Raw genomic sequence first — 21,525 nt, 5'->3', positions numbered from 1 at the left:
GCAGCGCCGTGGAAGAATCTCCGGCATGGTCCACGTCTTCCTCCACGAGCCCGCGATCGCCGGGAACACCGGCAACGCGATCCGCCTCTCCGCCGTCACCGGCGCACGCCTGCACCTGATCGAGCCGCTCGGCTTCGACCTCGAGGACGCGAAGCTGCGCCGCGCCGGGCTCGACTACCACGACCTCGCCGACGTCAGCATCCATCCCGGGATCGAGCAGGCCCTCGCCGCGGTGCCTGAGGCGCGCGTGTTCGCCTTCACCTCCCACACGGAGGTCTCCTTCGAGAGCATCGAGTACCACCGTGAGGACGTGCTGCTGTTCGGCACCGAGCCCACCGGCCTGCCCGAGGAGGTCATGGCCCATCCGCGCATCACCGAACGGGTGAAGATCCCGATGCTGCCCGCGCGGCGCTCTCTGAACCTCGCCAACGCGGTCTCGATCGCCGTGTACGAAGCCTGGCGGCAGCGGGGCTACGACGGAGCCGGGGCATGAGCGGCGGGAGCTCTCCGCAGCGGCACGGCCGCCGTGCCGGCTCCGCGCTCCCCGCCCGGCTCGAGCGGCGCAACGCCCTGTTCCAGCAGTGGCAGGCGCTGCTGACCAATCGCACCAAGCGCACCCGCACCGGCGAGATGCTGATCCAGGGGGTGCGGCCGATCTCCCAGGCGATCGCCCACGGTGTGGAGATCCGCGCGCTGCTCTGGGACGGCCGGACCCAGCCCTCCCGCTGGGCGCAGGACCTGCTTGATGCGCCGCCGGCTCCGGTGGTCGAGGTGAGCGAAGCGCTGATGGCGGAGCTGGGAGAGCGGGAGGACGGCGCCCCCGAGCTGCTGGCGCTGGCGGCCGTGCCCGCCGATGACATGGCGCGCCTGCGTCCGTCGGCCTCGAGCGTGCTGGTCGCCTTCGACCGTCCCTCGGGCCCGGGCAACATCGGTTCCCTCGCCCGCACGGTCGACGCCCTCGGCGCGGAGGGCCTGCTGATCACCGGCCGCTCCGCCGATGCCTGGGATCCCGCAGCGATCCGCGCGAGCACCGGCTCGCTCTTCGCCACCACGGTGCTGCGCCTGCCCTCGCACCGCGAGGTGATGGACTGGATCGCCTCGCGTCGCGCGCTCGGCGAGCCGTGGACCGTGGTCGGGCTGGATGAGGCGGGCGGCCATCAGCTCGCCCACACCGATCTGACCGGCCCCACCCTGCTGGTGGTGGGGAACGAGACGACCGGGATGAGCGCCGGCTGGCGGGAGGCCTGCGACGTGATCGCGGAGATCCCGATGAGCGGCAGCGCCTCCTCGCTGAACGCCTCGGTCGCCGGATCGATCGCTCTCTACGAGGCCCGACGTCAGCGCTCCACCGGAGCGGTCTCAGGCTGAGCCGCTGCGAGGGAACCGCGCCGCGCGCTCACCCGGCGCCGAGCGCGGAGCTCACCACCGGCGCGCCCAGCAGCCCCAGGAACGGGCAGGCCAGCAGCACCGGGCCGAGCGCGAAGCGCACCCCTGCGCGGCGGGTCACCAGGATCACCGCTGTGCCCACCGCACCGCCCACCAGAGCGATGCCCAGCAGACCGGCGATCAGCACCTCCCCGCCGAGCGCCGCGGAGATCAGCACCACCACCGGCAGGGTCTTCGCATCGCCCATCCCCAGCAGCGGCGGCGCGAGCAGGCTCACCAGGATCGCCGCGGCGCCCGCCACCAGGGCCAGCACCGCGGCCGTGCGCAGATCCTCCCGCAGCGCGGGCACCAGCAGGGCGCACAGCAGCAGCGAGGCGCCCACCGCAGCGGTGAGTGCCGCCACCCAGCGGTTCGGCAGCCGGTGCTCGCGGCCGTCGACCCACGCCAGCACCAGCGCCGGCGGCAGGTACACCACCAGCAGCACGGCGATCAGGAGCGGAGAGATCTCGGGCATGCGGCCATTGCACCAGATCCGGGCGTGAGGGGCGCCCGCGCGGCGTCGATTGTGGACACGCGCCGCCAGGCGCGGGGCGAGCTCAGAGGGTGGACTCCACGCGGATGATCCGTCGGCGCATCCACACCTTCTTCCCGCCGCCGAGGTAGAGGCGGGTGCGCGCGTGCTCCCACCTGCCGTACTCGGCCTGCTCGGCCAGCTCGGCGCGCACCTGCCCGATCGAGGTGCCGCGCGGCACCGTGAAGATCTGGTACTCGTAGTCCGCCGCCCGGCGTCCCCGCTCGACGGGAAGGTCCTGCCAGCCACGAGGATCGCTCACGTGCTGGACCCCGGCGACGAGGGTGGTGCGAGGTCGGATCAACGGATTTCCTCCTGTGCTCGGTGACCTGCATCGGCGGCGGTGCGGGCCGCTGCCGGGACTGCGGCGGATTCGTGACCTGGAGGGGCACGATTCCTCTGTCCATTCTGCCGTCGGACGGGGTACGGTCCAACCATGAACACGGATCCTCGCTCCGCTCTCGCTGCGCTGATCGCCGCCTTCGAACGTCACTACGAGGCGGCCGCCGCCTCGCGGGGTGACGACGATCCCGCCCTGGAGTCCGCCACCGAGCGGCTCGCCTCGGCGTTCGATGCCTACGACGATGCCCTCTTCGACGCCTACGACGTCGCCACGCCGCTGATCGTCTTCGACGACGACGACGATGAGGATGACGACGATGACGATGACTTCGATGACTTCGATGACCTCGACGACTTCGAGGACGACGATGACGACGACTACGAGGATGACGACGACGAGGAGCACTCCGCGCGCTGAGCGCTGAGCCCTTCCCCGCTCACCAGCGGAACATCCACGTCGTCTTCACGACATCTGCGCCGCGCGGCGCCGGGCCCGGTGCCCGGCGCCGCGTACTCTGTTCGGGGTCCGCGGCCCGCCCGCCCGGCGCGGACACCCCCGCCCCAGCCCATTGAGGAGTGCAGATGTCGTTCATCGAGGCGATGATCCTGGGACTCGTCCAGGCCCTCACCGAGTTCCTCCCGATCTCCTCGAGCGCGCACGTGCGCGTGGCCGGCGAGCTCCTGAACCCCGGCCAGGAGCCGGGCGCAGCGTTCACCGCGATCATCCAGCTCGGCACCGAGGCCGCCGTGCTGATCTACTTCTGGAAGGACATCACCCGGATCATCGGCAGGTGGTTCAAGGCGCTCGCGGGGAAGATCCCGCACTCCGACCCGGACGTGCGGATGGGCTGGCTGGTGATCATCGGTTCGATCCCGATCGGCGTGCTGGGCCTGCTGTTCGAGGATCAGATCGATCACACGCTGCGCAACCTCTACATCACCGCGATCATGCTGATCGTCTTCGGCCTGCTCCTGGGTGTCGCGGATCGCATCGCCCCGCAGCGCAAGGAGCTCAAGGAGCTCACCGTCCGCGATGGCATCCTGTTCGGCCTCGCCCAGGCGCTCGCACTGATCCCGGGCGTCTCCCGCTCCGGCGGCACGATCACCGCGGGCCTGCTGATGGGCTACACCCGCCAGGCCGCCGCCCGCTACGCCTTCCTGCTCGCGGTGCCCGCTGTGTTCGCCTCCGGCCTCTACAAGGCGGCCCAGGAGGTGCCGGCGCTGCTGACCGCCGACGGGCGCGCCGCCGCGGCCGCCGCCGGGGAGCCCTCGCTGCTGGCGATCGTGGTCGCCACCGCCGTCGCCTTCGTGGTCGGCTATGCGGTGATCGTCTGGTTCATGCGCGTGATCGAGACCCGCTCGTACATGATGTTCGTCATCTACCGGGTCGTCGCCGGCGTGGTGCTGCTGGCCCTGCTGGGCTTCGGAGTGGTCGATCCCCTGGGAGGGGCCTGACCCGCGTCCTGCCTGCGGATCGTATGATCGTCGGGTGCTCTCCTGGACCTCGCCCGCGCTCCGCCCCCTGCCCGCTCTCGACGTGCCGCTGCGGCTGCACGACACCCGCACGGGGCGCATCGCGCCGATCATCCCGCTGACCCCCGGGACGGCCCGGCTGTACGTCTGCGGGATCACCCCCTACGACTCCACCCACCTCGGCCACGCCGCGACCTACCACGCCGCGGACCTGATGCGCCGTGCGCTGCAGGACACCGGCCTCGAGGTCGAGATGGCGCAGAACATCACCGATGTGGACGACCCGCTGCTCGAGCGCGCCGACCGGGACGGCGTGGACTGGCGGGAGCTCGCCGCCTCGCAGGTCGAGCTGTTCACCTCGGACATGGAGCAGCTGCGGATCCTCGCCCCCGAGACCTACCGCTCCGTGAGCGAGGCGATGGACTCGATCATCGCGGTGGTGCAGACCCTGCATGAGCGCGGCCGCGCCTATCCGGTCGAGGCCCCCGATGCCGAGGGACCGGACTGGTACCTCGATCTCTCCGTCGACGGCGTCCTCGGCGACGTCTCCGGATGGAGCGAGGAGCAGATGCTCGAGGTGTTCGCCGAGCGCGGAGGCGATCCGGACCGCGAGGGCAAGCGCGGCCGCTTCGATCCGCTGCTGTGGCGCGCCGAGCGCGCAGGGGAGCCCGCCTGGGAGGCCGGCGCGCTGGGCCGCGGTCGGCCCGGCTGGCACGTCGAATGCGTGTGCATCGCCGAGGACGCGCTCGGCCTGCCCTTCGACATCCAGGCCGGGGGCAGCGATCTCGTCTTCCCGCACCACGATCTCAGCGCCGCCCACTCGGTCGCCCTCGGGCGCCCTTTCGCCACCAGCTACGTCCACAGCGGCATGGTCGCCCATGAGGGCGAGAAGATGAGCAAGTCCCTGGGCAACCTGGTGTTCGTCCACCGCCTGGTGCGCGACGGCGTGGACCCGATGGCGATCCGCCTGGTGCTGATGGCCCACCATTACCGCTCGGACTGGGAGTGGTCGGCGCAGGAGCTCGAGCTCGCCCTCGAGCGCCTCGAGAGCTACCGCCGCGCCGCCCAGCGCGGCGGCCACCACCCGGGCACCGTTCACGCTCTGCGCACCGCGCTGCGCGACGACCTCGACACCGCCACCGCGCTCGAGGCCCTCGATGCCTGGGCCGCGCAGCGTCCCGCACCGCAGGACGCCCCCGAGGACGCTCCCGGCGACGTGCCGGCGGCGGTGGACGCGCTGTTCGGCATCACGCTCGCCTGAGCGCGCACGGACACTGAGCGCCCGGCGGGCCGGGTCAGTCCCGTTCGCGGCGCCGACGCAGGAACTGCTCGAACTCCTTGGCGATCGCGTCGCCGCTGGCCTCGGGAAGCCCTGCCGCGTCCTGCGCCTGCTCGAGCCGACGCACGTACTCTGCGACGTCCTCGTCGGTGCGGGCGAGCTCGTCCACACCTCGCTCCCACGCCTCCGCATCCTCGATCAGCTCGTCGAGGGGGATGGGGGCACGCAGCGAGTCCTGCACCTCCCGCATCAGGCCGAGCACGGCCTTGGGGGAGGAGTTCTGCGAGACGTAGTGCGGCACCTGCACCCAGAGGCTCGTGGTGGGAAGGCCCGCGCTCTCGGTGCGGCGCGCGAGGATGGTGGGCACCCCGATCGGGCCGGAGTACTGCTCCTGCCCGGGCTCCTTGACCGGCACGGACTCCCGCTGCGCGCTGACCGGCAGGGGGCGGCTGTGCGGGGAGTCCGCCAGCAGCGCCCCGAGAGAGATCACGGAGGTCACCCCCAGCAGCTGGAGCTGCTCGAGCACCTCGTCGCAGAAGCGCTTCCAGTGCAGCGAGGGCTCGGGGCCGATGACGGCCACGATCTCCGGGCCCTCGGGCGGGGTGATCAGGTGCAGCTGCGTATCCGGCCAGTCGATGACCCGCTGCCCGCTCTCGTCGGTGCGGATCTCGGGACGGTTGACCTGGAAGTCGATGAACTCCTCGGCGTCCACCGCGCCGACCGGACGCGAGGGCCACACCTCGAGCAGATGCGCGATCACCCCGGTGGCGGCCTCGCCGGCATCGTTCCATCCGCTGAAAGCCGTGATGGCGATTCGACTCATCACTCCATCATAGGACTCCGGCACATGCGTGGTCGCGTGGGGCCGACGGGCGCTCGGCCGGTGCGCAGGAGCAGCCGATATCCTCGGCCTGTCCTGGGCACCCTCGCCCGGTCACGGAGGAGACGGATGATGAGCGGCCCCACCCTGCGCCTCGGCGCGCTGCCTCCGATCCGCGTCAGCCCGGGCACCCTCCTGACCGTGCTGCTGCTGGCGGTGCTGATGTATCCCGCGCTCTCCCGCGGCGGTGCGGAGCAGGGCACGGTGGTGCTTCTGGCCGTCGGGCTCGGCGTGTTCATGATCGTCTCGGTGCTGGTGCACGAGATCGCGCACGCGGTGACCGCGCACGCCTTCGGAGCCCGCGTGGACCACATCGCCCTGACCCTGTGGGGCGGGCACACCCAGTACCGGGCGCGGGAGATGCCCGCGCTCGCCTCGGTGCTGGTCTCGGTGTCCGGGCCGCTGTCCAACGCGGCGCTGGCCGCCCTCGCCGCCGCGGCCGAGCCGCTGTTCGAGCCCGGCTCGTCCCTCGCCGTCTTCTGCTCGGTCAGCGCCTGGCTGAACCTGGCCCTGGCGCTGTTCAACATGCTGCCCGGGCTGCCGATGGACGGCGGCCGGGCGCTCGAGTCGCTGCTGTCCGCCGTGCTGCGCCGGCCCGTGCTCGCCACGCGCATCACCGCCTGGGCGGGACGGGCGATCGCCGTCGCCGTGGTGGCCTATCCGCTGCTGCAGATCATGCGCTCCGGCGGCGCGGGCTCCCTCTCGCTGCTGACCCTGGTGTGGGCGGTGCTGATCGCGGGGATGCTCTGGCAGGGCGCCACCCAGGCGCTCAGCGGCGCCGCTCTCCAGGAGCGCATCCGCACCCTGGACGCGGGCGCGCTCGCGGTGCCGATGCGGCTCGTCGCGCCCACGACACCGCTGTCCGCGCTCGGGGACGAGGCCGCGCTTGAGACGGTGCTGATCCTCGAGCGCGATCCCTCCGCGCCGCATCGCCCGGGCCGCGGCTACCGGGTCGATCGGTCGGCCGCGGGCACCGTCCCGCCCGAGCACCGCGCCTCGACCCCCGTCCGGGCCGTCGCCGGCTTGGTGGGGGAGATCGGCGCGCTGCCCGTGACGCTGCAGGGGGACGCGCTGATCGAGGCGATGCTCACCAGCCCTGCGCCCGGCTATCTCGTGCTCGAGGAGGACGGCACCGTGCGCGGCGTGATCATGAGCGCCGATGTCAATGCGCTCCTGCGCCGGCGGTGAACATCACGGTCCGGACCTGCGCGCACGCCATATGCTGGAACCCATGACTGAACAGCCGCAGCCCGCCGCCCACCGCACGCCATATGCTGGAACCCATGACTGAACAGCCGCAGCCCGCCGCCCACCCCGGGGCGCAGGAGCCCGCCCCCCGGGCGCCCAAGCGCGGTCTGGACCGCACCGGCCCCTTCGCCCTCGGGGACAAAGTGCAGCTCGCCGATTCCAAGAACCGGCTGCACACCATCACCCTGAAGCCCGGCGGCGAGTTCCACACCCACCGCGGGGTGCTCCGCCACGACCAGCTGATCGGCGCCGAGGACGGCGTCGTGGTCGAGGACAGCCGCGGCACCCGCTATCAGGCGCTGCGTCCGCTCTATGCCGACTACATGCTCTCGATGCCCCGCGGCGCCGCGATCATCTACCCCAAGGACTCCGCCCAGATCCTCATGTGGGGGGACATCTTCCCCGGTGCGCGCGTGCTCGAGGCCGGCGTCGGCTCGGGAGGGCTGACCACCGCGCTGCTGCGCGCCGTCGGCCCCGAGGGACGGGTGCACTCGATCGAGCGGCGCGAGGACTTCGCCGAGGTCGCCCGCGAGAACGTCGAGACCTTCTTCGGTGAGCCCCACCCCGCCTGGCAGCTAACCGTCGGCGACTTCCAGGAGGTCGCCCCGACCCTCTCGCCCGGCGAGCCCGCGGTGGACCGCGTGGTGCTGGACATGCTCGCCCCCTGGGAGTGCGTGGACGCGGCCGCCGAGGTGCTGGTCTCCGGCGGCGTGTTCCTCGCCTACGTCGCCACCGTCACGCAGCTCTCCCGCACCGCGGAGGCGCTGCGCGACCACGGCGAGTTCACCGAGCCCTACGCCTGGGAGTCCTTCGTGCGGCCCTGGCACCTGGAGGGTCTCGCGGTCCGCCCCGAGCACCGCATGAACGCCCACACCGGCTTCCTGCTCACCGCGCGCCGCACCGCCCACGGGCAGGAGGCCCTGAAGCGGGTCACCCGCCCCGCGCCCGGCTCCCGCGACGAGGAGGAGCTGAACCACCCCGACAACGAGGGCTTCGGGGGCTCCGACGGCGAGTGGACCTCGAAGGATCTGGGGGAGCGCGGCGTGGCGCCGCGCAAGCTCAAGCGGGCGCTGCGCGACATCCGGCAGGGCCGGGATCGCTGAACGAGCCCGGAAGGGGACGTGACGACGATGAAGACATACGCAGAGATGACCGCCGAGCTCGAGCAGCTCGCGGCCCACAACGAACGACTGGTCAGCGGGCTCCGCTCCGCACGTGAGCAGATCGTCGCGCTCAAGAGCGATCTCGAGCGCGTGGGCGATCCGCCGAACTCGTACGCGACCTTCCTGCGCCGCTGCGAGGGCACCACCATCGACGTGCTCCACCACGGCCGCCGCCTGCGCGTGTCGACCTCGGCGAGCCTCGACCTGGAGGCGCTGAGCCCGGGCACCGAGCTGCGGCTGAACGAGGCCCTCGCCGCCGTCGAGGCGGTCGCACCGAGCGACGCCGGCAACGTGGTCCCCGTGGTCGAGGACCTCGCCGACTCGCGCGTGCTGGTCGCCGTCGCGCCCGATGACATCCGCGCCCTGCGCCGCGCCGGCCGGCTCACCGAGGAGCAGCTCCACCCCGGCGACCACGTGCTGATCGATCTCAAGTCGCAGCTGGTGCTCGAGCGCATCGACCGCGCCGAGATCACCGACCTGGTGCTCGAGCAGGTCCCCGAGGTCTCCTTCGACCAGATCGGCGGACTGGGCGAGCAGATCGAGGCGATCCGCGACGCCGTCGAGCTGCCGTTCCTGCAGCAGGACCTCTACCGCACCTACGGGCTGCGGCCCCCGCAGGGCGTGCTGCTCTACGGCCCGCCCGGCTGCGGCAAGACCATGATCGCCAAGGCCGTCGCCCACGAGCTGGTGCTGCGCAGCGCCGAGGTGCGCGGGGTCAGCGTCTCCGAGGCGCTCGAGAACTCCGCCTTCCTCAACGTCAAGGGTCCGGAGCTGCTGAACAAGTACGTCGGCGAGACCGAGCGCTCGATCCGTCTGGTGTTCGAGCGCGCCCGCGAGAAGGCCGCCGCCGATCACCCGGTGGTGATCTTCTTCGACGAGATGGAGGCGCTGTTCCGCACCCGCGGCACGGGCCTGTCCTCCGACGTCGAGACCACGATCGTGCCGCAGCTGCTGGCCGAGATCGACGGCGTCGAGGGGCTGGACAACGTGATCGTCATCGGCGCCTCCAACCGTGAGGACATGATCGATCCGGCGATCCTGCGGCCCGGCCGCCTGGACGTGAAGATCCGGGTGCGCCGCCCCAACTCCCGCGCCGGCCGCGAGATCCTCGCGCTCTACCTCGACGAGACGGTGCCGGTGCGCGAGGACCGCGAGCAGCTGCTCGACCTCGCGATCGCCGAGATCTACGACGACAGCCCCGCCTCGGCCTTCGTGCGCGTGGAGTATTCCGATGGAGGCCACGACACCCTCCACTTCCGCGACTTCGTCTCCGGCGCGACACTGCGCAACATCGTGGACCGCGCCAAGAAGCTCGCCGTGAAGGACCAGCTGGCCACAGGGGTGGTCGGCGTCGGCTCCCAGCATCTGCGCGATGCGATCACCGCGGAGTTCGTCGAGAACGAGGACATGCCCTCCGCCTCCCACCCCGAGGACTGGGCCCGCACCTCGGGCCTGCCGGGCAGCGGCCGCCGCCGCGTCGACGCCGTGGTCCCGCTGCAGGGCCGCGTGCAGCGCCCCGAGAGCGCGGAGATCCCCGAGGCTCCCGCGGCCGCGGAGCAGGAGGCCGGCTCATGAGCGAGACCCCCGCGCAGCAGGCGCCCGCCCAGCATCCCGGGGCCGCGCTGACCACCGAGCGGGTGATGGGCATCGAGACCGAGTTCGGGGTGGTGCACGCCGATCTCGAGGATCGCGCCCGCTCGGGTGCCGGCAGCTCGATCCTGCTCTCCCACCTCGTGGTCGGGGCGTACGCCCTGCTCGATCCGCACGAGGGCGAGCGCGGGGTGCGGGTGCGCTGGGACTACGGCGATGAGACCCCGCTGCGCGACGCCCGCGGCTTCGAGCTGCAGCGCGCCGCCGCGCACCCCTCGCAGCTGACCGATGAGGTGCGCGACGCCCACGTCCCGAGCGTCGAACGGGACATCCCCCTGGCGGGGCCCGAGGTCGCGCCCGACGGGGACGACGCCGAGATCCTCGCCTGGGCCACCCAGCGCTCGATCGGCAATGCGGTGCTGCGCAACGGCGCCCGCTGGTACGTCGATCACGCCCACCCCGAGTACTCGGCCCCCGAGGTGCTGCGCGCCCGCGAGGCCGTGGTGGTCGACCGGGCGGGCGAGGAGATCGCCCGCCGCGCGATGGAGATCCTCGCCGCGGCCGACGGGATCCCCGAGGTGGCGCTGTACAAGAACAACACCGACGGCAAGGGCGCCTCCTACGGCACCCACGAGAACTACCTCGTGGACCGGGCCGTGCCCTTCGAGCGCGTGGTGAGCGCGATGCTGCCCTTCCTGGCCACCCGCCAGGTGCTCGTGGGCTCCGGCCGCGTGGGCCTGGGCACCCGCGCAGAGGCCCCGGGCTACCAGCTCTCCTCGCGGGCCGACTTCATGGAGGCCGAGGTGGGGCTCGAGACCACCTTGAACCGGCCCATCGTCAACACCCGCGACGAGCCCCACTCCGATCCCACCCGCTTCCGGCGCCTGCACGTGATCATCGGGGACGCGAACCTGCTCGAGGAGTCCACCTTCCTCAAGCTCGGCACCACCTCGCTGGTGCTCGCAGCGCTCGAGGCCGAGCACCGTACGGGCACCGCGATCCTGCCCGATCTGCGCCTGGCCGATCCGGTCGCGGCCGTGCGCGCGATCAGCCACGATCCGAGCCTGCGCACCACGGTGCCGCTCGCCGACGGCCGCGAGCTCACCGCCGTGCAGATCCAGCGCGCCCACCTCGAGGCCCTCGCCGCCGTCGCCGACGGCGCGGACGAGGAGACCGCCCAGGTGCTCGCCTCCTGGGGAGAGATCCTCGACCTGCTCGAGCAGGATCCGATGCTCGCCGCGACCCGTGTGGAATGGGTCGCCAAGCTTCAGCTGCTCGAGCGCTATCGCGCCCGGCACGAGCTCGAGTGGAGCGATCCGCGCATGCACATGATCGACCTGCAGTACTCGGACCTGCGCCCCGGCCGGGGCCTGTTCGAGAAGCTGCGCCGCGCCGGGGCGGCCCCCACCCTGGTGGGCCAGGACGAGGTGGACGCAGCGGTGCGCACCGCCCCCACCAGCACCCGCGCCCATCTGCGCGGGGGACTCATCGCCGCGCACCGCGAGCTGGTGCCCTCCGCCGGATGGGACGCGATCACCCTCGCAGGCCCCGCGGGCGGGCATCGCCTGCGCCTGGCGGATCCGCGCCTGGGCTCGGCCGACTGGTGCGCCCTGCACGGCATCGATCCGAGCGACGACCCCACGACGATCCTCGACGCACTGCGCCGAGCCGTCACCGACTGAGAAGGAGGACCCATGTCCCAGCAGTCCCTGAACGCCCCCGGCGGCGGCCCCGACGAGTCCCGAGACGACGCCGAGCAGCTCACCGGCGGCCAGACCTTCGCCTCGGCGCAGGCCGCGGACGACCTGCTCGACGAGATCGACTCGGTGCTCGAGTCCAACGCCGAGACCTTCGTGCGCTCCTTCGTGCAGAAGGGCGGCCAGTGACCCGATGAAGCGACGGGTCGGAGGACTGGAGACCGAGTTCGGCCTGGTGTGCGTGCGGGCCGACGGCTCGCGCGCGCTCGAGCCCGAGGCCGCCGCGCGGGAGCTTTTCCGCCCGGTGGTGGCGATGGGACGCTCCTCGAACGTGTTCCTGCGCAACGCCGCACGGCTCTACCTCGACGTCGGCTCCCACCCCGAGTACGCGACCGCCGAGTGCGACGACTGGTGGGAGCTGGTGGCCCAGGACAGGGCGGGCGAGCGGATCTTCGCCGATCTCACCGCCCAGGCGAACCAGCGCCTGGCCGAGGACGGGCAGGACGCCCGCATCCACCTGCTCAAGAACAACGTCGACTCCGCCGGCAACGCCTTCGGCTCGCATGAGAACTTCCTGGTGGACCGGCGCGGGGAGTTCACCCGCCTGCCGCGCTACCTGCTGCCTTTCCTGGTCACCCGCCAGATCATCACCGGCGCCGGGGGAGTGGTGCGCCCCCAGGGCGAGGACGGCGCCGCCGACGGGCCGGGCCAGTTCGTCTTCTCCCGCCGCAGCGACCACATGTGGGAAGCGCTCTCCTCGGCCACCACCCGCACCCGCCCGATCATCAACACCCGCGACGAGCCGCACGGCGATCCCAGCCGCTATCGCCGCCTGCACGTGATCGTGGGCGACTCCACCATGAGCGAGGTCTCCACCCACCTCCGCTTCGCGACCACCGACCTGGTGCTGCGCGCGATCGAGGGCGGGCGGGCCCTGCCCGAGCTCACCCTCCACGACGACATCGCGGCGATCCGCGCCGTGGCCCGGGACCTCACCGGCGCGGCCCCGATCCCCACCGCGAACGGCGGCACCACCACCGCCCTCGAGGTGCAGCAGCGCTGGCTGGACCACGTCACCCCGCTCGCCGACGAGGAGGAGCAGGACGTGCTGGAGACCTGGCAGAAGGGCATCGACGCGGTCCGCACAGGCGACCGCTCCTGGGCCGCCACGCACCTGGACTGGGCGATCAAGGAACGCCTCTTCACCCAGGTCACCGAGCGCCGACGGATCGGCCTCGAGGATCCCGCGATCGAGCGCCTGGACCTCGCCTATCACGACATCGACCCCGACCACGGCGTGTTCTACGCCCTGCAGCGCCGGGGCCTGGCCCCTGCGACCCTGCCCGAGGAGCAGATCGAGCGGGCCCGCACCACCGCGCCGCGCACCACCCGCGCACACCTGCGCGGCCAGGTGGTCATCACCGCGCAGGAGCATGGGGTCGATCACGTCGTGGACTGGACCACGCTGCGCCTGACCCGCCCCGGCTCCCGCCCGGTGCAGGTGCTGGACCCCTTCGCCACCGAGCTGCCCGAGGTCGAGGAGCTTCTCTCCCAGATCCGCGCCCAGGGCACCGGCCCGGGCGCAGAGCCCGCTCCCTTCGCCTGAGCGCCCGCCCTCAGACTTCTGCCGACCCTCTGCCCGTACCCTGGTGCCTGCCCCGGCTCACGGGGCCACCGATCCGAAAGGTCCTGACGTGATCCGCCGCCGAACGATGCTCACCACCGCCCTCGCCGCGACCGCCGCCATCGGCCTCGCCGCCTGCACCGACGGCGGCGGCGAGACCGGGGGGAACGGCGCGTCCGACAGCGGCGCCGACGTCCTCGCCGGCGTCACCGTCAGCGAGGACCTGGGTGAGGAGCCCACCGTCGAGTTCGAGGCCCCGCTCGAGATCTCCGCCGCCCAGGCGAAGATCGTCACCCCCGGTGACGGCGACCTGGTCGCCGAGGGCGACACCGTCATCTGGCGCAGCCTCTACGTCGACGCCAGCTCCGGCGAGGTGCTGCAGTCCTGGTGGCAGGGTGCGCCTGCGAGCGGCGTCCAGGTCACGCCCGAGGGCGTCGGGGAGGTCGCCTTCTCCTTCCTCACCACCGTACCGGTGGGCTCGCGCTTCGTGATGGCCGGCTGGCAGCAGGACAGCACCGGCCAGGCCCGCTCGTTGCTGCAGGTCGCGGATGTGGATCGGGTGATCACCGCGACCCGCGCCGAGGGCGAGCCCGGTGACCCCTCGGGCACCTTCCCCTCGGTGACCCTCGCCGAGAACGGCGCGCCCGCGCTCGATGCCGCTCCCGAGGGCGAGCCGCCCACGAGCACCACCCGCGAGGAGCTGATCGTGGGCACCGGCGACGACACCCGCGCCGGCGACTACCTCACGATGCACTACACCGGCTGGAAGTGGTCCGACGGCGAGCAGTTCGACTCCTCCTGGGAGCGCGGCGCCCCCTTCTCCTTCACCCAGGGCTCCGGCGGCGTCATCAAGGGCTGGGACGAGAACCTGCTGGACCTCCCCGTCGGCTCCCAGGTGATGCTGGTGATCCCGCCCGAGGAGGCCTACCGTGACCAGGGCGAGCTCGCCGGGGAGACCCTGATCTTCGTGATCGACATCCTCGACGCCGCCCACACCCACGAGTGACCCTCTCCGTCCGCTGACCACCCACCACCACAGGAGGACCGCATGACCGATCGCACCAAGCCCGAGGTCGACTTCCCCGAGGGCCCTGCGCCCACCGAGCTGCTCAGCACCGACGAGATCGTCGGCGACGGCGAGGAGGCAGGCCGCGGCGACGTGGTCGACGTGCACTACGTGGGCGTCTCCCACTCCACCGGCGAGCAGTTCGACGCCTCCTGGGACCGCGGCGAGCCGCTGCGCTTCCAGCTCGGCGTGGGCCAGGTCATCTCCGGCTGGGACCAGGGCGTCCAGGGCATGAAGGTGGGCGGCCGGCGCCGCCTCGACATCCCCGCGCACCTGGGCTACGGCGACCACGGCGCCCCGCCCGTCATCGCACCGGGCGAGTCCCTCATCTTCGTCTGCGACTTGGTGGCGGTGCACAAGCGCTGAGCAGCACCGCCGAGGGAGCGGCGGGGGAGCACGCAGGAGGGGGCGGGGGCCGCGAAGAGGGACTCCTGCCCTCCTGCGTGCTCCCCCGCCGCTCCCTCGGCGGTGCTGCTCAGCGCTTGTGCACCGCCACCAAGTCGCAGACGAAGATGAGGGACTCGCCCGGTGCGATGACGGGCGGGGCGCCGTGGTCGCCGTAGCCCAGGTGCGCGGGGATGTCGAGGCGGCGCCGGCCGCCCACCTTCATGCCCTGGACGCCCTGGTCCCAGCCGGAGATGACCTGGCCCACGCCGAGCTGGAAGCGCAGCGGCTCGCCGCGGTCCCAGGAGGCGTCGAACTGCTCGCCGGTGGAGTGGGAGACGCCCACGTAGTGCACGTCGACCACGTCGCCGCGGCCCGGGAGCGAGGCCTGCGCACCACCGCGGGCTTCGAGGTGGCCGACGAGCTGCCGGTCGCGAGCGTGCGCCTGGTGGGCGTGCTGCCCCACCTGGACCGCCCCTTCGAGTACGCGGTCACCCCGGCGACCGCCGCCGCCGGTCCCGGCATGCGGGTGCGGGTGCGCTTCTCCGGCAAGGACACCGAGGGCATCGTGCTCGGGCGCCACGACGCACCCACCACCGACCGGGCCCTGGCCCCGCTGCACCGCCTGGTCTCCGAGGACGTGGTGGTCCCGCCCGCGATGATGCGCGTGTGCGAGGAGGTCGCCGAACGCTGTGCCGGCACCGTCGGCGACGTGCTGCGCCTGGCCCTGCCCCCGCGCCATGCCCGCGCCGAGAAGGCGGACCGCGCCGCCGAGGAGAAGGAGCGCGAGGAGGCCCGCCTCGCGGAGGGCCCCGCAGAGCAGGGCCCCGCAGAGCAGGACTCCACGGAGCGGGTCGCAGCCGAGCCGGACGCCTTGAGCGAGCCGTCCGAGACCGAGCAGGACCCCGCCGAGGCCGCGCCCACGCCGCGCCCCGGCGACCGCTACCCGGGTCTGGCCGCGCTCCTCTCCCGCGCCGGGAGCCCGGAAGGGCCCGTGCCCCGCGCGACCCTCACCCTCGATGCCGCGGACACCTGGACCACCGTCGCGGCCGACGCGATCGGCGACCTCGAGCCCGCGCAGGGCGCCCTCGTCATCGCCCCCGACCAGCGGGACGTCGCCCGGCTCAGCCGGGTGCTGACCGAGCGCGGCATCGCGCACGAGATCCTCGCCGGCACCGAAGGGCCCGAGAAGCGGTACCGCACCTTCCGCCGGATCCTGCGCGGCGCCACCCGCGTGGTGCTCGGCAACCGCTCCGCCGCCTTCGCCCCGGTGCGGAACCTCGCGCTCGCGATCTGCTGGGACGAGGCGGATGACCTGCTCGAGGAGCCCCGCGCCCCCTACCCGCACACCCGCACCGTGCTGCAGTGCCGCTCCGCCGAGGAGCGCTGCGCGCTGCTGTTCCTTTCCGCGAGCGACTCGGTGACGCTGCGGGCACTGTCGGATCTGGGCTACCTCGCCCGCCTCGAGCCCGTGCCCGCCCCGGTGACCTCAGTGCGCCCTCACATCGTCGCGATGGACGAGTACCTGCGCGAGCGCGAGGGCGCCTCGGGCCGCTCCCGGATCCCGCAGGAGGCGATGCGGGTGATCCGCCGCGGCCTCGAGAGGGGACCGGTGCTGGTGCAGGTGCCCCGCTCCGGGTACGTGCCCGCGATCGCCTGCACCTTCTGCCGCACCCGCGCCCAGTGCCCGCACTGCGCCGCTCCGCTGTCGCTCGCGGGGCGCAACGGCCCGCTGCACTGCCGGGTCTGCGGTCGCCGGGAGGACGCCTACCGCTGCCCCGAATGCGATCGCACCCAGGTGCGGGCGATGGTGATCGGCTCCACCCGCACCGCCGAGGAGCTCCACCGCGCCTTCCCGGACACCGCGCTCAAGGTCGCCGGCGGCGCCCACGGCGCGCTCGAGGACGACGCCGTCCCGGACCGCGCGATCATCGTCGCGACCCCGGGCGCGGAGCCCGCCCCGGCCGGACGGTACGCCGCGTGCCTGCTGCTGGATGCCGATGCGCTGCTGGGCCGCGCGGCCTTCGACGCCGACGTCGAGGCGGTGCGCCGCTGGCGCGGCGCGATCTCCCTGGTGCGCAGCGCCGACGACGGGGGAGAGGTGCTCGTGGTGGGCACCTCCACGCTGCCCGCGATCCGGGACCTCGTCGCGCACCGCTCCTCCTTCTTCCTCGACCGGGTGCTCGAGGACCGCCACGAGCTCGACCTGCCGCCCTTCTCCCGGGTCGCCGAGATCACCGGCGACCGTGAGGCGTGCCGCACCTTCCTCGAGACCGTCGAGCTGCCGGACGGGACCGACGTCTTCGGCCCCGTCGATCTCGAGGGCCCCGACGCCGCCGGTCGCGCCCGCGCCGTGGTGCGACTCGAGCCCTCCCGCTCCCGCGAGCTCGCGGCCGCGCTGCGGGCCGGGGTCGCCGCCCGCAGCGCCCGCAAGGCGCGCGGCGCGCTACGGGTGCGCCTGGACCCGCCGGACGTGTTCTGAGCAGGCGACCTTCGCGCTCACCGTAGACTCGGGGGCATCATGCGTCTCCTCTTCGCCGGCACCCCCGAGGCCGCCCTCCCGTCCCTGCGCACGCTGCTCGAGTCCTCCCATGAGGTGGTCGGCGTGCTGACCCGGCCCGACGCCCCCGCAGGGCGCGGCCGGAAGCTCACGCCGTCCCCCGTCAAGGCGCTCGCCCTCGAGGCGGCGCCCACCCTGCGCGACGAGGACGTGCTCGCACAGCTCCGGGAGCTGGCCCCTGACGCCGCCCCCGTGGTCGCCTACGGGAACATGGTGCCCCCGGCGGCCCTCGAGATCCCCCGCCACGGCTGGGTGAACCTCCACTTCTCGCTCCTTCCCCGGTGGCGCGGCGCCGCTCCCGCCCAGCGCGCGGTCCTCTCCGGCGCGAGCGAGACCGGGATGAGCGTGTTCCGCCTCGAGAAGGGGCTGGACACCGGTGAGGTGATCACGACCGCTCCGGTGCGGATCGGCGAGTTCGAGACCTCCGGCGAGCTGCTCGAGCGCATGGCCGCGGAGGGCGCCGCCGTGCTGCTGCAGGCGCTCGACGCCCTCGAGGCCGGCACCGCACAGCTCACCGCGCAGGACCACGCCGCCGCGACCCATGCCGCGAAGCTGACCACCGCCGAGGCGCGCATCGACTGGACCCGCAGCGCGGAGGAGGTCAGCGCCCACATCCGCGGCATGAGCCCTCAGCCCGGTGCATGGACGCTGCTGGACGGCGCACGCACCAAGCTCCTCGGCGTCGAGCGGGCTCCCGAGCACGCCCCGCTCGCGCCCGGCCTGATCGAGGCCACCAAGCGCCAGGTGCTCGTGGGCACCGGCACCGACGTGATCGCCCTGTCGACCCTCGCTCCGGCCGGGAAGCGGCCGATGCGCGCGGCGGACTGGGCCCGGGGCGCCGGGCTTGCAGCGGACACCCGATTCACCAGCGACCTGCAGGACGGAGAGCGCGCATGAACGAGCAGCGACGCGGAGGACGAGGCGGCCAGGACCACGGCCGACGGGACGATTCCCGCGGCGGGAACCGGGACCGCAGCCGCAGCGGAGATCGCGAGCACAGCCGCGGCGGCGACCGCCGACGGGACTCCCGCGGCCATGAGCGCTCCGGCTCCCGCGGCCAGGGCGGCCCCCGTCGCGGCTACTCCGCCGCCCGCCCCTCGGAGCGCTCCCGGCGCTCGACCCCCTCACGGCAGGTCGCCTTCGAGGGCCTGCGCCTGGTGCGCGAGGAGGACTCCTACGCGAACCTCGTACTGCCCCGCCTGCTGCGCAGCCACCGCGTCTCCGGCCGCGACGCCGCCTTCACCACCGAGTTGTTCTACGGCTCGCTGCGCGCCCAGGGCCGGCTCGATGCGATCCTCGCCGCGTGCGTGGACCGCCCCCTCGAGGAGGTCGAGCCCGCACTGCTGGACGTGCTGCGGCTCGGCGCCTACCAGCTGCTGGACATGACCGTGGCCCCGCACGCCGCGACCTCGGAGACCGTGGCGCTGGCCCGCGCCGAGGTGGGCGCGGGAGCGGCCAGCTTCGTCAACGCCGTGCTGCGCAAGGTGGGCCAGCAGGACCTCCAGCAGTGGATCGCGCAGGTCGCCCCCGACCGCGAGAAGGATCTCGTGGGCCACCTCGCCGTGGTCCACTCCCATCCCCGCTGGGTGGTGCGCGCCCTGTCCGACGCTCTCGCCGGCAACGGCCGTTCCCGCGAGGAGATCGACGCGCTGCTGGCCGCCCAGAATGAGGCCCCGGCCGTCTCGCTCGTGATGCGCCCCGGTCTCACGGACGTCGACGAGCTGATCGACCACGGCGCGAGCCAGGGCCGGCTGAGCATCTTCGCCGCCTCCTGGCCCTCGGGTGATCCCGGCGGCATGGACCCCGTCAAGGAGGGCCGGGTCGCCGTGCAGGACGAGGGCAGCCAGCTCGCCGCCCTCGCCCTCGCCCTCGGCGCGGACGATCTGGTCCAGGCCGATGACGCGCACTGGCTGGACCTGTGCGCGGGCCCGGGCGGCAAGACGGCCCTGCTGGGCGGGCTGAGCATCACCCACGATGCCGAGCTGCTCGCCGTCGAGCTCCAGGAGCACCGCACCGAGCTCGTGGACCGGGCCGTGGCCACGCTGCAGGACGCCGGCTGCGAGATCACCACCCGCACCGCCGACGGCACCACGATCGGCGCCGAGATGCCCGGACGCTTCTCCCGCGTGCTCGCCGATGTGCCCTGCTCCGGCCTGGGCGCGCTGCGCCGCCGCCCCGAGGCCCGCTGGCGGCGCACGCCCGCGGACGTCGGCCAGCTCGGCGGCATCCAGCGCGATCTGCTCGCTTCCGCCCTCGACGCCGCCGCGCCCGGGGGCGTGGTCGCCTATGTGACCTGCTCCCCGCATCTGGCCGAGACCCGCCTGATCGTCGCCGACGTGCTGAAGAAGCGCGAGGACATCGAACAGCTCGACGCCCGTGACGCAGTGCGCGCCGGAGTGCTGCCCTCTCGCCAGAAGGACATCGAGCTGGGGGAGGGCCCCGCGGTCCAGCTGTGGCCCCACCTCCACGGCACCGACGCCATGTACATCAGCCTGCTGCGCAAGCGGACGCAGAGCGCCCCCACCCAGGAAGGACCCCGGACGGCATGAACACCCCGTACTCGACCGACGGCCAGTACATCCATCCCAGCATCCTCAACGCCGACTTCATGGCGATCGGGACCGAGCTGGACAAGATCTCCACCGCCGACAGCGTCCACGTCGACGTGATGGACAACCACTTCGTGCCGAACCTGACCTTCGGCGCGTCCATGGTCGAGCAGATCGCCCGGCGCAGCAGCATCCCGATCGACGCCCACCTGATGATCGACGACGCCGACACGCAGGCTCCCGCCTACGCCGAGGCCGGCGCTTCCTCGGTCACCTTCCACCTCGAGGCCGCCCGCGCCCCGGTGAAGCTCGCCCGCGATCTGCGCCGCAAGAACGTCCAGGCCGGCGTCGCGCTGCGCCCGGCCACCGCGGTCGAGCCGCTGCTGGACATCATCGGCGAGTTCGACATGCTGCTGCTGATGACGGTCGAGCCCGGATTCGGCGGCCAGAGCTTCCTCGAGACGATGCTCCCGAAGATCCGCCGCGCCCGGAAGGCGATCAGCGAATCCAACCTCGAGGTCTCGATCCAGGTCGACGGCGGGGTCAGCCGCGAGACCATCGAACGCTGCGCCGAGGCCGGGGCGAACGTGTTCGTGGCCGGCTCGGCGATCTACCGCGCCCAGGACGCGGCCGAGGAGATCGCCGCGCTGCGTGAGCTCGCCGCACGCCACGCCGCGCACTGACCCTCGCCCCGCAGCCCGCAGCTGCGACCGTCACGGCCCCGTCACAGGTGTTCACCCCCACACCCGTCGGCGGGGCCGTCGGTCTAAGATGGGCTGGTCACGACCAGTGACGTGCTCCGGGGTCGGTGAAAGTCCGAGCCGGCGGTGATAGTCCGCGACCCGCTTCGGCGGTGGAGCCGGTGAGATTCCGGCACCGACAGTACAGCCTGGATGAGAGGCGCACGTCCTGCAGGTCCCGGGGCGCCTCCTGCGCACCCCGTCGCCCTGCCGGATCCCTTTTTCCCCGGAGCCACTGCATCCGAGGGTGAAAGGACCGAGATGGATCTCCTGCAGTGGCTCTTCGACGCGCGAATCGATTTCGCGGGCGGACAGTTCCTTCTTCTCCGAGAGGTGCTGGGCAATGTCTTCGGACTGCTCAGCGCCCTGGGCGGCATGCGCCGCAAGGTATGGGCCTGGCCGGTGGGCATCGCCGGCAACCTGCTGCTGTTCACGGTCTTCATGGGCTCGGTGTTCGGCGGCGCCGGCAACGTGGACCTGCTGGGCCAGGCGGGCCGGCAGGTCATGTTCATCGCCACCAGCATCTACGGCTGGGTGCGCTGGCGGCAGGCCAAGAACGACGCGGGCACGGCGGTGGAGCCGCAGTGGGCCTCATGGGGCACCCGCGCCCTGCTGGTGGTCGTCCTCGTCGGCGGCACCGCGGCTCTGACCCCGCTGTTCCGTGCGCTGGGCTCCTACGAGCCCGTCTGGGCGGATGCCTGGATCTTCATGGGCAGCCTGCTGGCCACCTTCGGGATGGCCAAGGGATGGGTCGAGTTCTGGCTGATCTGGGTGGCCGTCGACATCGTCGGCGTGCCGCTGCTGCTGAGCGCCGGCTATTACGCGAGCGCCTTCATGTACCTGTTCTACGGCGTGTTCACCCTGGTGGGCTTCTTCGTGTGGTGGGGCGTGCGCAGACGCCGCGATGCCGAGGACTCGAGGGTCACGGTGGAGACGGCCCACCTCGACCCCACGGTGCGCCGCGAGTGAGACT

The 21,525-nt window shown here is 72.8% G+C and carries 21 protein-coding genes, 1 pseudogene and 1 riboswitch; of the genes and pseudogenes, 18 read left to right on the top strand and 4 right to left on the bottom strand.

Translation table 11 applies throughout. The annotated features are described in order from the left end of the window. Positions 1-25: 25 nt before the first annotated feature. Both BN4251_RS11480 and BN4251_RS11475 read left to right on the top strand, forming a co-directional pair. Positions 26-493 carry a tRNA (cytidine(34)-2'-O)-methyltransferase gene (locus BN4251_RS11480; protein ID WP_087485235.1) on the top strand — a complete coding sequence of 156 codons (468 nt, stop codon included), beginning with the start codon at positions 26-28 and terminating at the stop codon, positions 491-493. Beyond that, positions 490-1,368: an RNA methyltransferase gene (locus BN4251_RS11475; RefSeq protein WP_087485234.1), complete on the top strand. Its 879-nt coding sequence runs from the start codon at positions 490-492 to the stop codon at positions 1,366-1,368. The genes BN4251_RS11480 and BN4251_RS11475 overlap by 4 nt, the downstream gene beginning before the upstream one ends. A 28-nt stretch (positions 1,369-1,396) precedes the next feature. Here BN4251_RS11475 and BN4251_RS11470 read toward each other — a convergent pair whose 3' ends face one another. Next, a complete protein-coding gene (locus BN4251_RS11470) occupies positions 1,397-1,900 on the bottom strand; it encodes a hypothetical protein (RefSeq protein ID WP_087485233.1) in 504 nt (167 codons plus the stop codon). Positions 1,901-1,982: 82 nt separating this feature from the next. Beyond that, entirely contained in the window at positions 1,983-2,261 is a 279-nt protein-coding gene (locus BN4251_RS11465; protein WP_087485232.1) for a DUF5703 family protein, read from the bottom strand. Positions 2,262-2,393: 132 nt separating this feature from the next. Here BN4251_RS11465 and BN4251_RS11460 point away from each other — a divergent pair, with 132 nt between their 5' ends. The 3 genes from BN4251_RS11460 (at position 2,394) to mshC (ending at position 5,033) form a co-directional block, all read left to right on the top strand. Continuing rightward, positions 2,394-2,717 carry a DNA primase gene (locus BN4251_RS11460; RefSeq protein ID WP_087485231.1) on the top strand — a complete coding sequence of 108 codons (324 nt, stop codon included), beginning with the start codon at positions 2,394-2,396 and terminating at the stop codon, positions 2,715-2,717. Between the two features lie 164 nt (positions 2,718-2,881). Then, positions 2,882-3,754, top strand: a complete 873-nt coding sequence (locus tag BN4251_RS11455; RefSeq protein WP_087485230.1) for an undecaprenyl-diphosphate phosphatase — start codon at positions 2,882-2,884, stop codon at positions 3,752-3,754. Positions 3,755-3,788: 34 nt separating this feature from the next. Beyond that, the gene (mshC, locus tag BN4251_RS11450; protein ID WP_087485229.1) at positions 3,789-5,033 is read left to right on the top strand and encodes a cysteine--1-D-myo-inosityl 2-amino-2-deoxy-alpha-D-glucopyranoside ligase; all 1,245 of its coding nucleotides are present in this window, start codon (positions 3,789-3,791) and stop codon (positions 5,031-5,033) included. A gap of 34 nt (positions 5,034-5,067) precedes the next feature. Here mshC and BN4251_RS11445 read toward each other — a convergent pair whose 3' ends face one another. Then, positions 5,068-5,874, bottom strand: a complete 807-nt coding sequence (locus tag BN4251_RS11445; RefSeq protein WP_087485228.1) for a PAC2 family protein — start codon at positions 5,872-5,874, stop codon at positions 5,068-5,070. Between the two features lie 129 nt (positions 5,875-6,003). Here BN4251_RS11445 and BN4251_RS11440 point away from each other — a divergent pair, with 129 nt between their 5' ends. The 8 genes from BN4251_RS11440 (at position 6,004) to BN4251_RS11405 (ending at position 14,685) form a co-directional block, all read left to right on the top strand. Next, a complete protein-coding gene (locus tag BN4251_RS11440; RefSeq protein ID WP_245810319.1) occupies positions 6,004-7,119 on the top strand; it encodes a M50 family metallopeptidase in 1,116 nt (371 codons plus the stop codon). 95 nt (positions 7,120-7,214) lie between these two features. After that, a complete protein-coding gene (locus BN4251_RS11435; RefSeq protein WP_245810318.1) occupies positions 7,215-8,282 on the top strand; it encodes a tRNA (adenine-N1)-methyltransferase in 1,068 nt (355 codons plus the stop codon). 27 nt (positions 8,283-8,309) lie between these two features. After that, entirely contained in the window at positions 8,310-9,917 is a 1,608-nt protein-coding gene (arc, locus tag BN4251_RS11430) for a proteasome ATPase (protein WP_087485225.1), read from the top strand. Further along, complete coding sequence (gene dop, locus BN4251_RS11425) at positions 9,914-11,614, top strand: depupylase/deamidase Dop (protein WP_087485224.1); 1,701 nt, start codon at positions 9,914-9,916, stop codon at positions 11,612-11,614. Before arc ends, dop begins: the two co-directional genes overlap by 4 nt. Positions 11,615-11,626: 12 nt before the next feature. Next, positions 11,627-11,818, top strand: a complete 192-nt coding sequence (locus BN4251_RS11420; RefSeq protein WP_087485223.1) for a ubiquitin-like protein Pup — start codon at positions 11,627-11,629, stop codon at positions 11,816-11,818. 4 nt (positions 11,819-11,822) lie between these two features. After that, positions 11,823-13,235 (top strand): Pup--protein ligase, encoded by a 1,413-nt coding sequence (pafA, locus tag BN4251_RS11415; protein ID WP_087485222.1) that lies wholly within the window; start codon positions 11,823-11,825, stop codon positions 13,233-13,235. An 88-nt stretch (positions 13,236-13,323) separates the two neighbouring features. Then, complete coding sequence (locus BN4251_RS11410) at positions 13,324-14,259, top strand: FKBP-type peptidyl-prolyl cis-trans isomerase (RefSeq protein ID WP_170931945.1); 936 nt, start codon at positions 13,324-13,326, stop codon at positions 14,257-14,259. A gap of 42 nt (positions 14,260-14,301) precedes the next feature. Further along, a complete protein-coding gene (locus BN4251_RS11405; protein ID WP_087485221.1) occupies positions 14,302-14,685 on the top strand; it encodes an FKBP-type peptidyl-prolyl cis-trans isomerase in 384 nt (127 codons plus the stop codon). Positions 14,686-14,794: 109 nt separating this feature from the next. Here BN4251_RS11405 and BN4251_RS11400 read toward each other — a convergent pair. Then, a pseudogene (locus tag BN4251_RS11400) lies at positions 14,795-15,073 on the bottom strand (FKBP-type peptidyl-prolyl cis-trans isomerase); the annotation flags it as partial. Here BN4251_RS11400 and BN4251_RS11395 point away from each other — a divergent pair. From BN4251_RS11395 to pnuC, 5 genes are all read left to right on the top strand, one after another. Continuing rightward, a complete protein-coding gene (locus BN4251_RS11395) occupies positions 15,053-17,185 on the top strand; it encodes a primosomal protein N' family DNA-binding protein (RefSeq protein ID WP_245810317.1) in 2,133 nt (710 codons plus the stop codon). The pseudogene BN4251_RS11400 and the gene BN4251_RS11395 sit on opposite strands and share 21 nt — an antisense overlap. Positions 17,186-17,224: 39 nt before the next feature. Beyond that, a complete protein-coding gene (fmt, locus tag BN4251_RS11390; RefSeq protein ID WP_087485219.1) occupies positions 17,225-18,160 on the top strand; it encodes a methionyl-tRNA formyltransferase in 936 nt (311 codons plus the stop codon). Further along, a complete protein-coding gene (locus tag BN4251_RS11385; RefSeq protein ID WP_087485218.1) occupies positions 18,157-19,812 on the top strand; it encodes an RsmB/NOP family class I SAM-dependent RNA methyltransferase in 1,656 nt (551 codons plus the stop codon). The genes fmt and BN4251_RS11385 overlap by 4 nt, the downstream gene beginning before the upstream one ends. Beyond that, complete coding sequence (gene rpe, locus BN4251_RS11380; protein ID WP_087485217.1) at positions 19,809-20,495, top strand: ribulose-phosphate 3-epimerase; 687 nt, start codon at positions 19,809-19,811, stop codon at positions 20,493-20,495. Before BN4251_RS11385 ends, rpe begins: the two co-directional genes overlap by 4 nt. 108 nt (positions 20,496-20,603) lie before the next feature. Continuing rightward, positions 20,604-20,721, top strand: a riboswitch (FMN riboswitch). Between the two features lie 92 nt (positions 20,722-20,813). Next, entirely contained in the window at positions 20,814-21,521 is a 708-nt protein-coding gene (gene pnuC, locus BN4251_RS11375; RefSeq protein WP_087485216.1) for a nicotinamide riboside transporter PnuC, read from the top strand. Positions 21,522-21,525 lie beyond the last annotated feature (4 nt).

It is taken from the genome of Brachybacterium massiliense (genome assembly GCF_900184245.1).
Taxonomy (GTDB): Bacteria; Actinomycetota; Actinomycetes; order Actinomycetales; family Dermabacteraceae; genus Brachybacterium; species Brachybacterium massiliense.
Note: the sequence above shows the minus strand (reverse complement) of the source record. Positions and strands in the feature narration are given on the sequence as shown.

What these genes read in the sequence shown, in the direction of transcription:
- BN4251_RS11460 (WP_087485231.1), top strand. Translation starts at nt 2,394, where the DNA reads ATGAACACGGATCCTCGCTCCGCTCTCGCTGCGCTGATCGCCGCCTTC.
- BN4251_RS11385 (WP_087485218.1), top strand. Translation starts at nt 18,157, where the DNA reads ATGAACGAGCAGCGACGCGGAGGACGAGGCGGCCAGGACCACGGCCGA.
- pnuC (WP_087485216.1), top strand. Translation starts at nt 20,814, where the DNA reads ATGGATCTCCTGCAGTGGCTCTTCGACGCGCGAATCGATTTCGCGGGC.
- fmt (WP_087485219.1), top strand. Translation starts at nt 17,225, where the DNA reads ATGCGTCTCCTCTTCGCCGGCACCCCCGAGGCCGCCCTCCCGTCCCTG.
- arc (WP_087485225.1), top strand. Translation starts at nt 8,310, where the DNA reads ATGAAGACATACGCAGAGATGACCGCCGAGCTCGAGCAGCTCGCGGCC.
- BN4251_RS11480 (WP_087485235.1), top strand. Translation starts at nt 26, where the DNA reads ATGGTCCACGTCTTCCTCCACGAGCCCGCGATCGCCGGGAACACCGGC.
- BN4251_RS11405 (WP_087485221.1), top strand. Translation starts at nt 14,302, where the DNA reads ATGACCGATCGCACCAAGCCCGAGGTCGACTTCCCCGAGGGCCCTGCG.
- BN4251_RS11445 (WP_087485228.1), bottom strand. Translation starts at nt 5,874, where the DNA reads ATGAGTCGAATCGCCATCACGGCTTTCAGCGGATGGAACGATGCCGGC.
- BN4251_RS11475 (WP_087485234.1), top strand. Translation starts at nt 490, where the DNA reads ATGAGCGGCGGGAGCTCTCCGCAGCGGCACGGCCGCCGTGCCGGCTCC.
- BN4251_RS11420 (WP_087485223.1), top strand. Translation starts at nt 11,627, where the DNA reads ATGTCCCAGCAGTCCCTGAACGCCCCCGGCGGCGGCCCCGACGAGTCC.
- rpe (WP_087485217.1), top strand. Translation starts at nt 19,809, where the DNA reads ATGAACACCCCGTACTCGACCGACGGCCAGTACATCCATCCCAGCATC.
- BN4251_RS11440 (WP_245810319.1), top strand. Translation starts at nt 6,004, where the DNA reads ATGAGCGGCCCCACCCTGCGCCTCGGCGCGCTGCCTCCGATCCGCGTC.
- pafA (WP_087485222.1), top strand. Translation starts at nt 11,823, where the DNA reads ATGAAGCGACGGGTCGGAGGACTGGAGACCGAGTTCGGCCTGGTGTGC.
- BN4251_RS11455 (WP_087485230.1), top strand. Translation starts at nt 2,882, where the DNA reads ATGTCGTTCATCGAGGCGATGATCCTGGGACTCGTCCAGGCCCTCACC.
- BN4251_RS11435 (WP_245810318.1), top strand. Translation starts at nt 7,215, where the DNA reads ATGACTGAACAGCCGCAGCCCGCCGCCCACCCCGGGGCGCAGGAGCCC.
- BN4251_RS11470 (WP_087485233.1), bottom strand. Translation starts at nt 1,900, where the DNA reads ATGCCCGAGATCTCTCCGCTCCTGATCGCCGTGCTGCTGGTGGTGTAC.
- dop (WP_087485224.1), top strand. Translation starts at nt 9,914, where the DNA reads ATGAGCGAGACCCCCGCGCAGCAGGCGCCCGCCCAGCATCCCGGGGCC.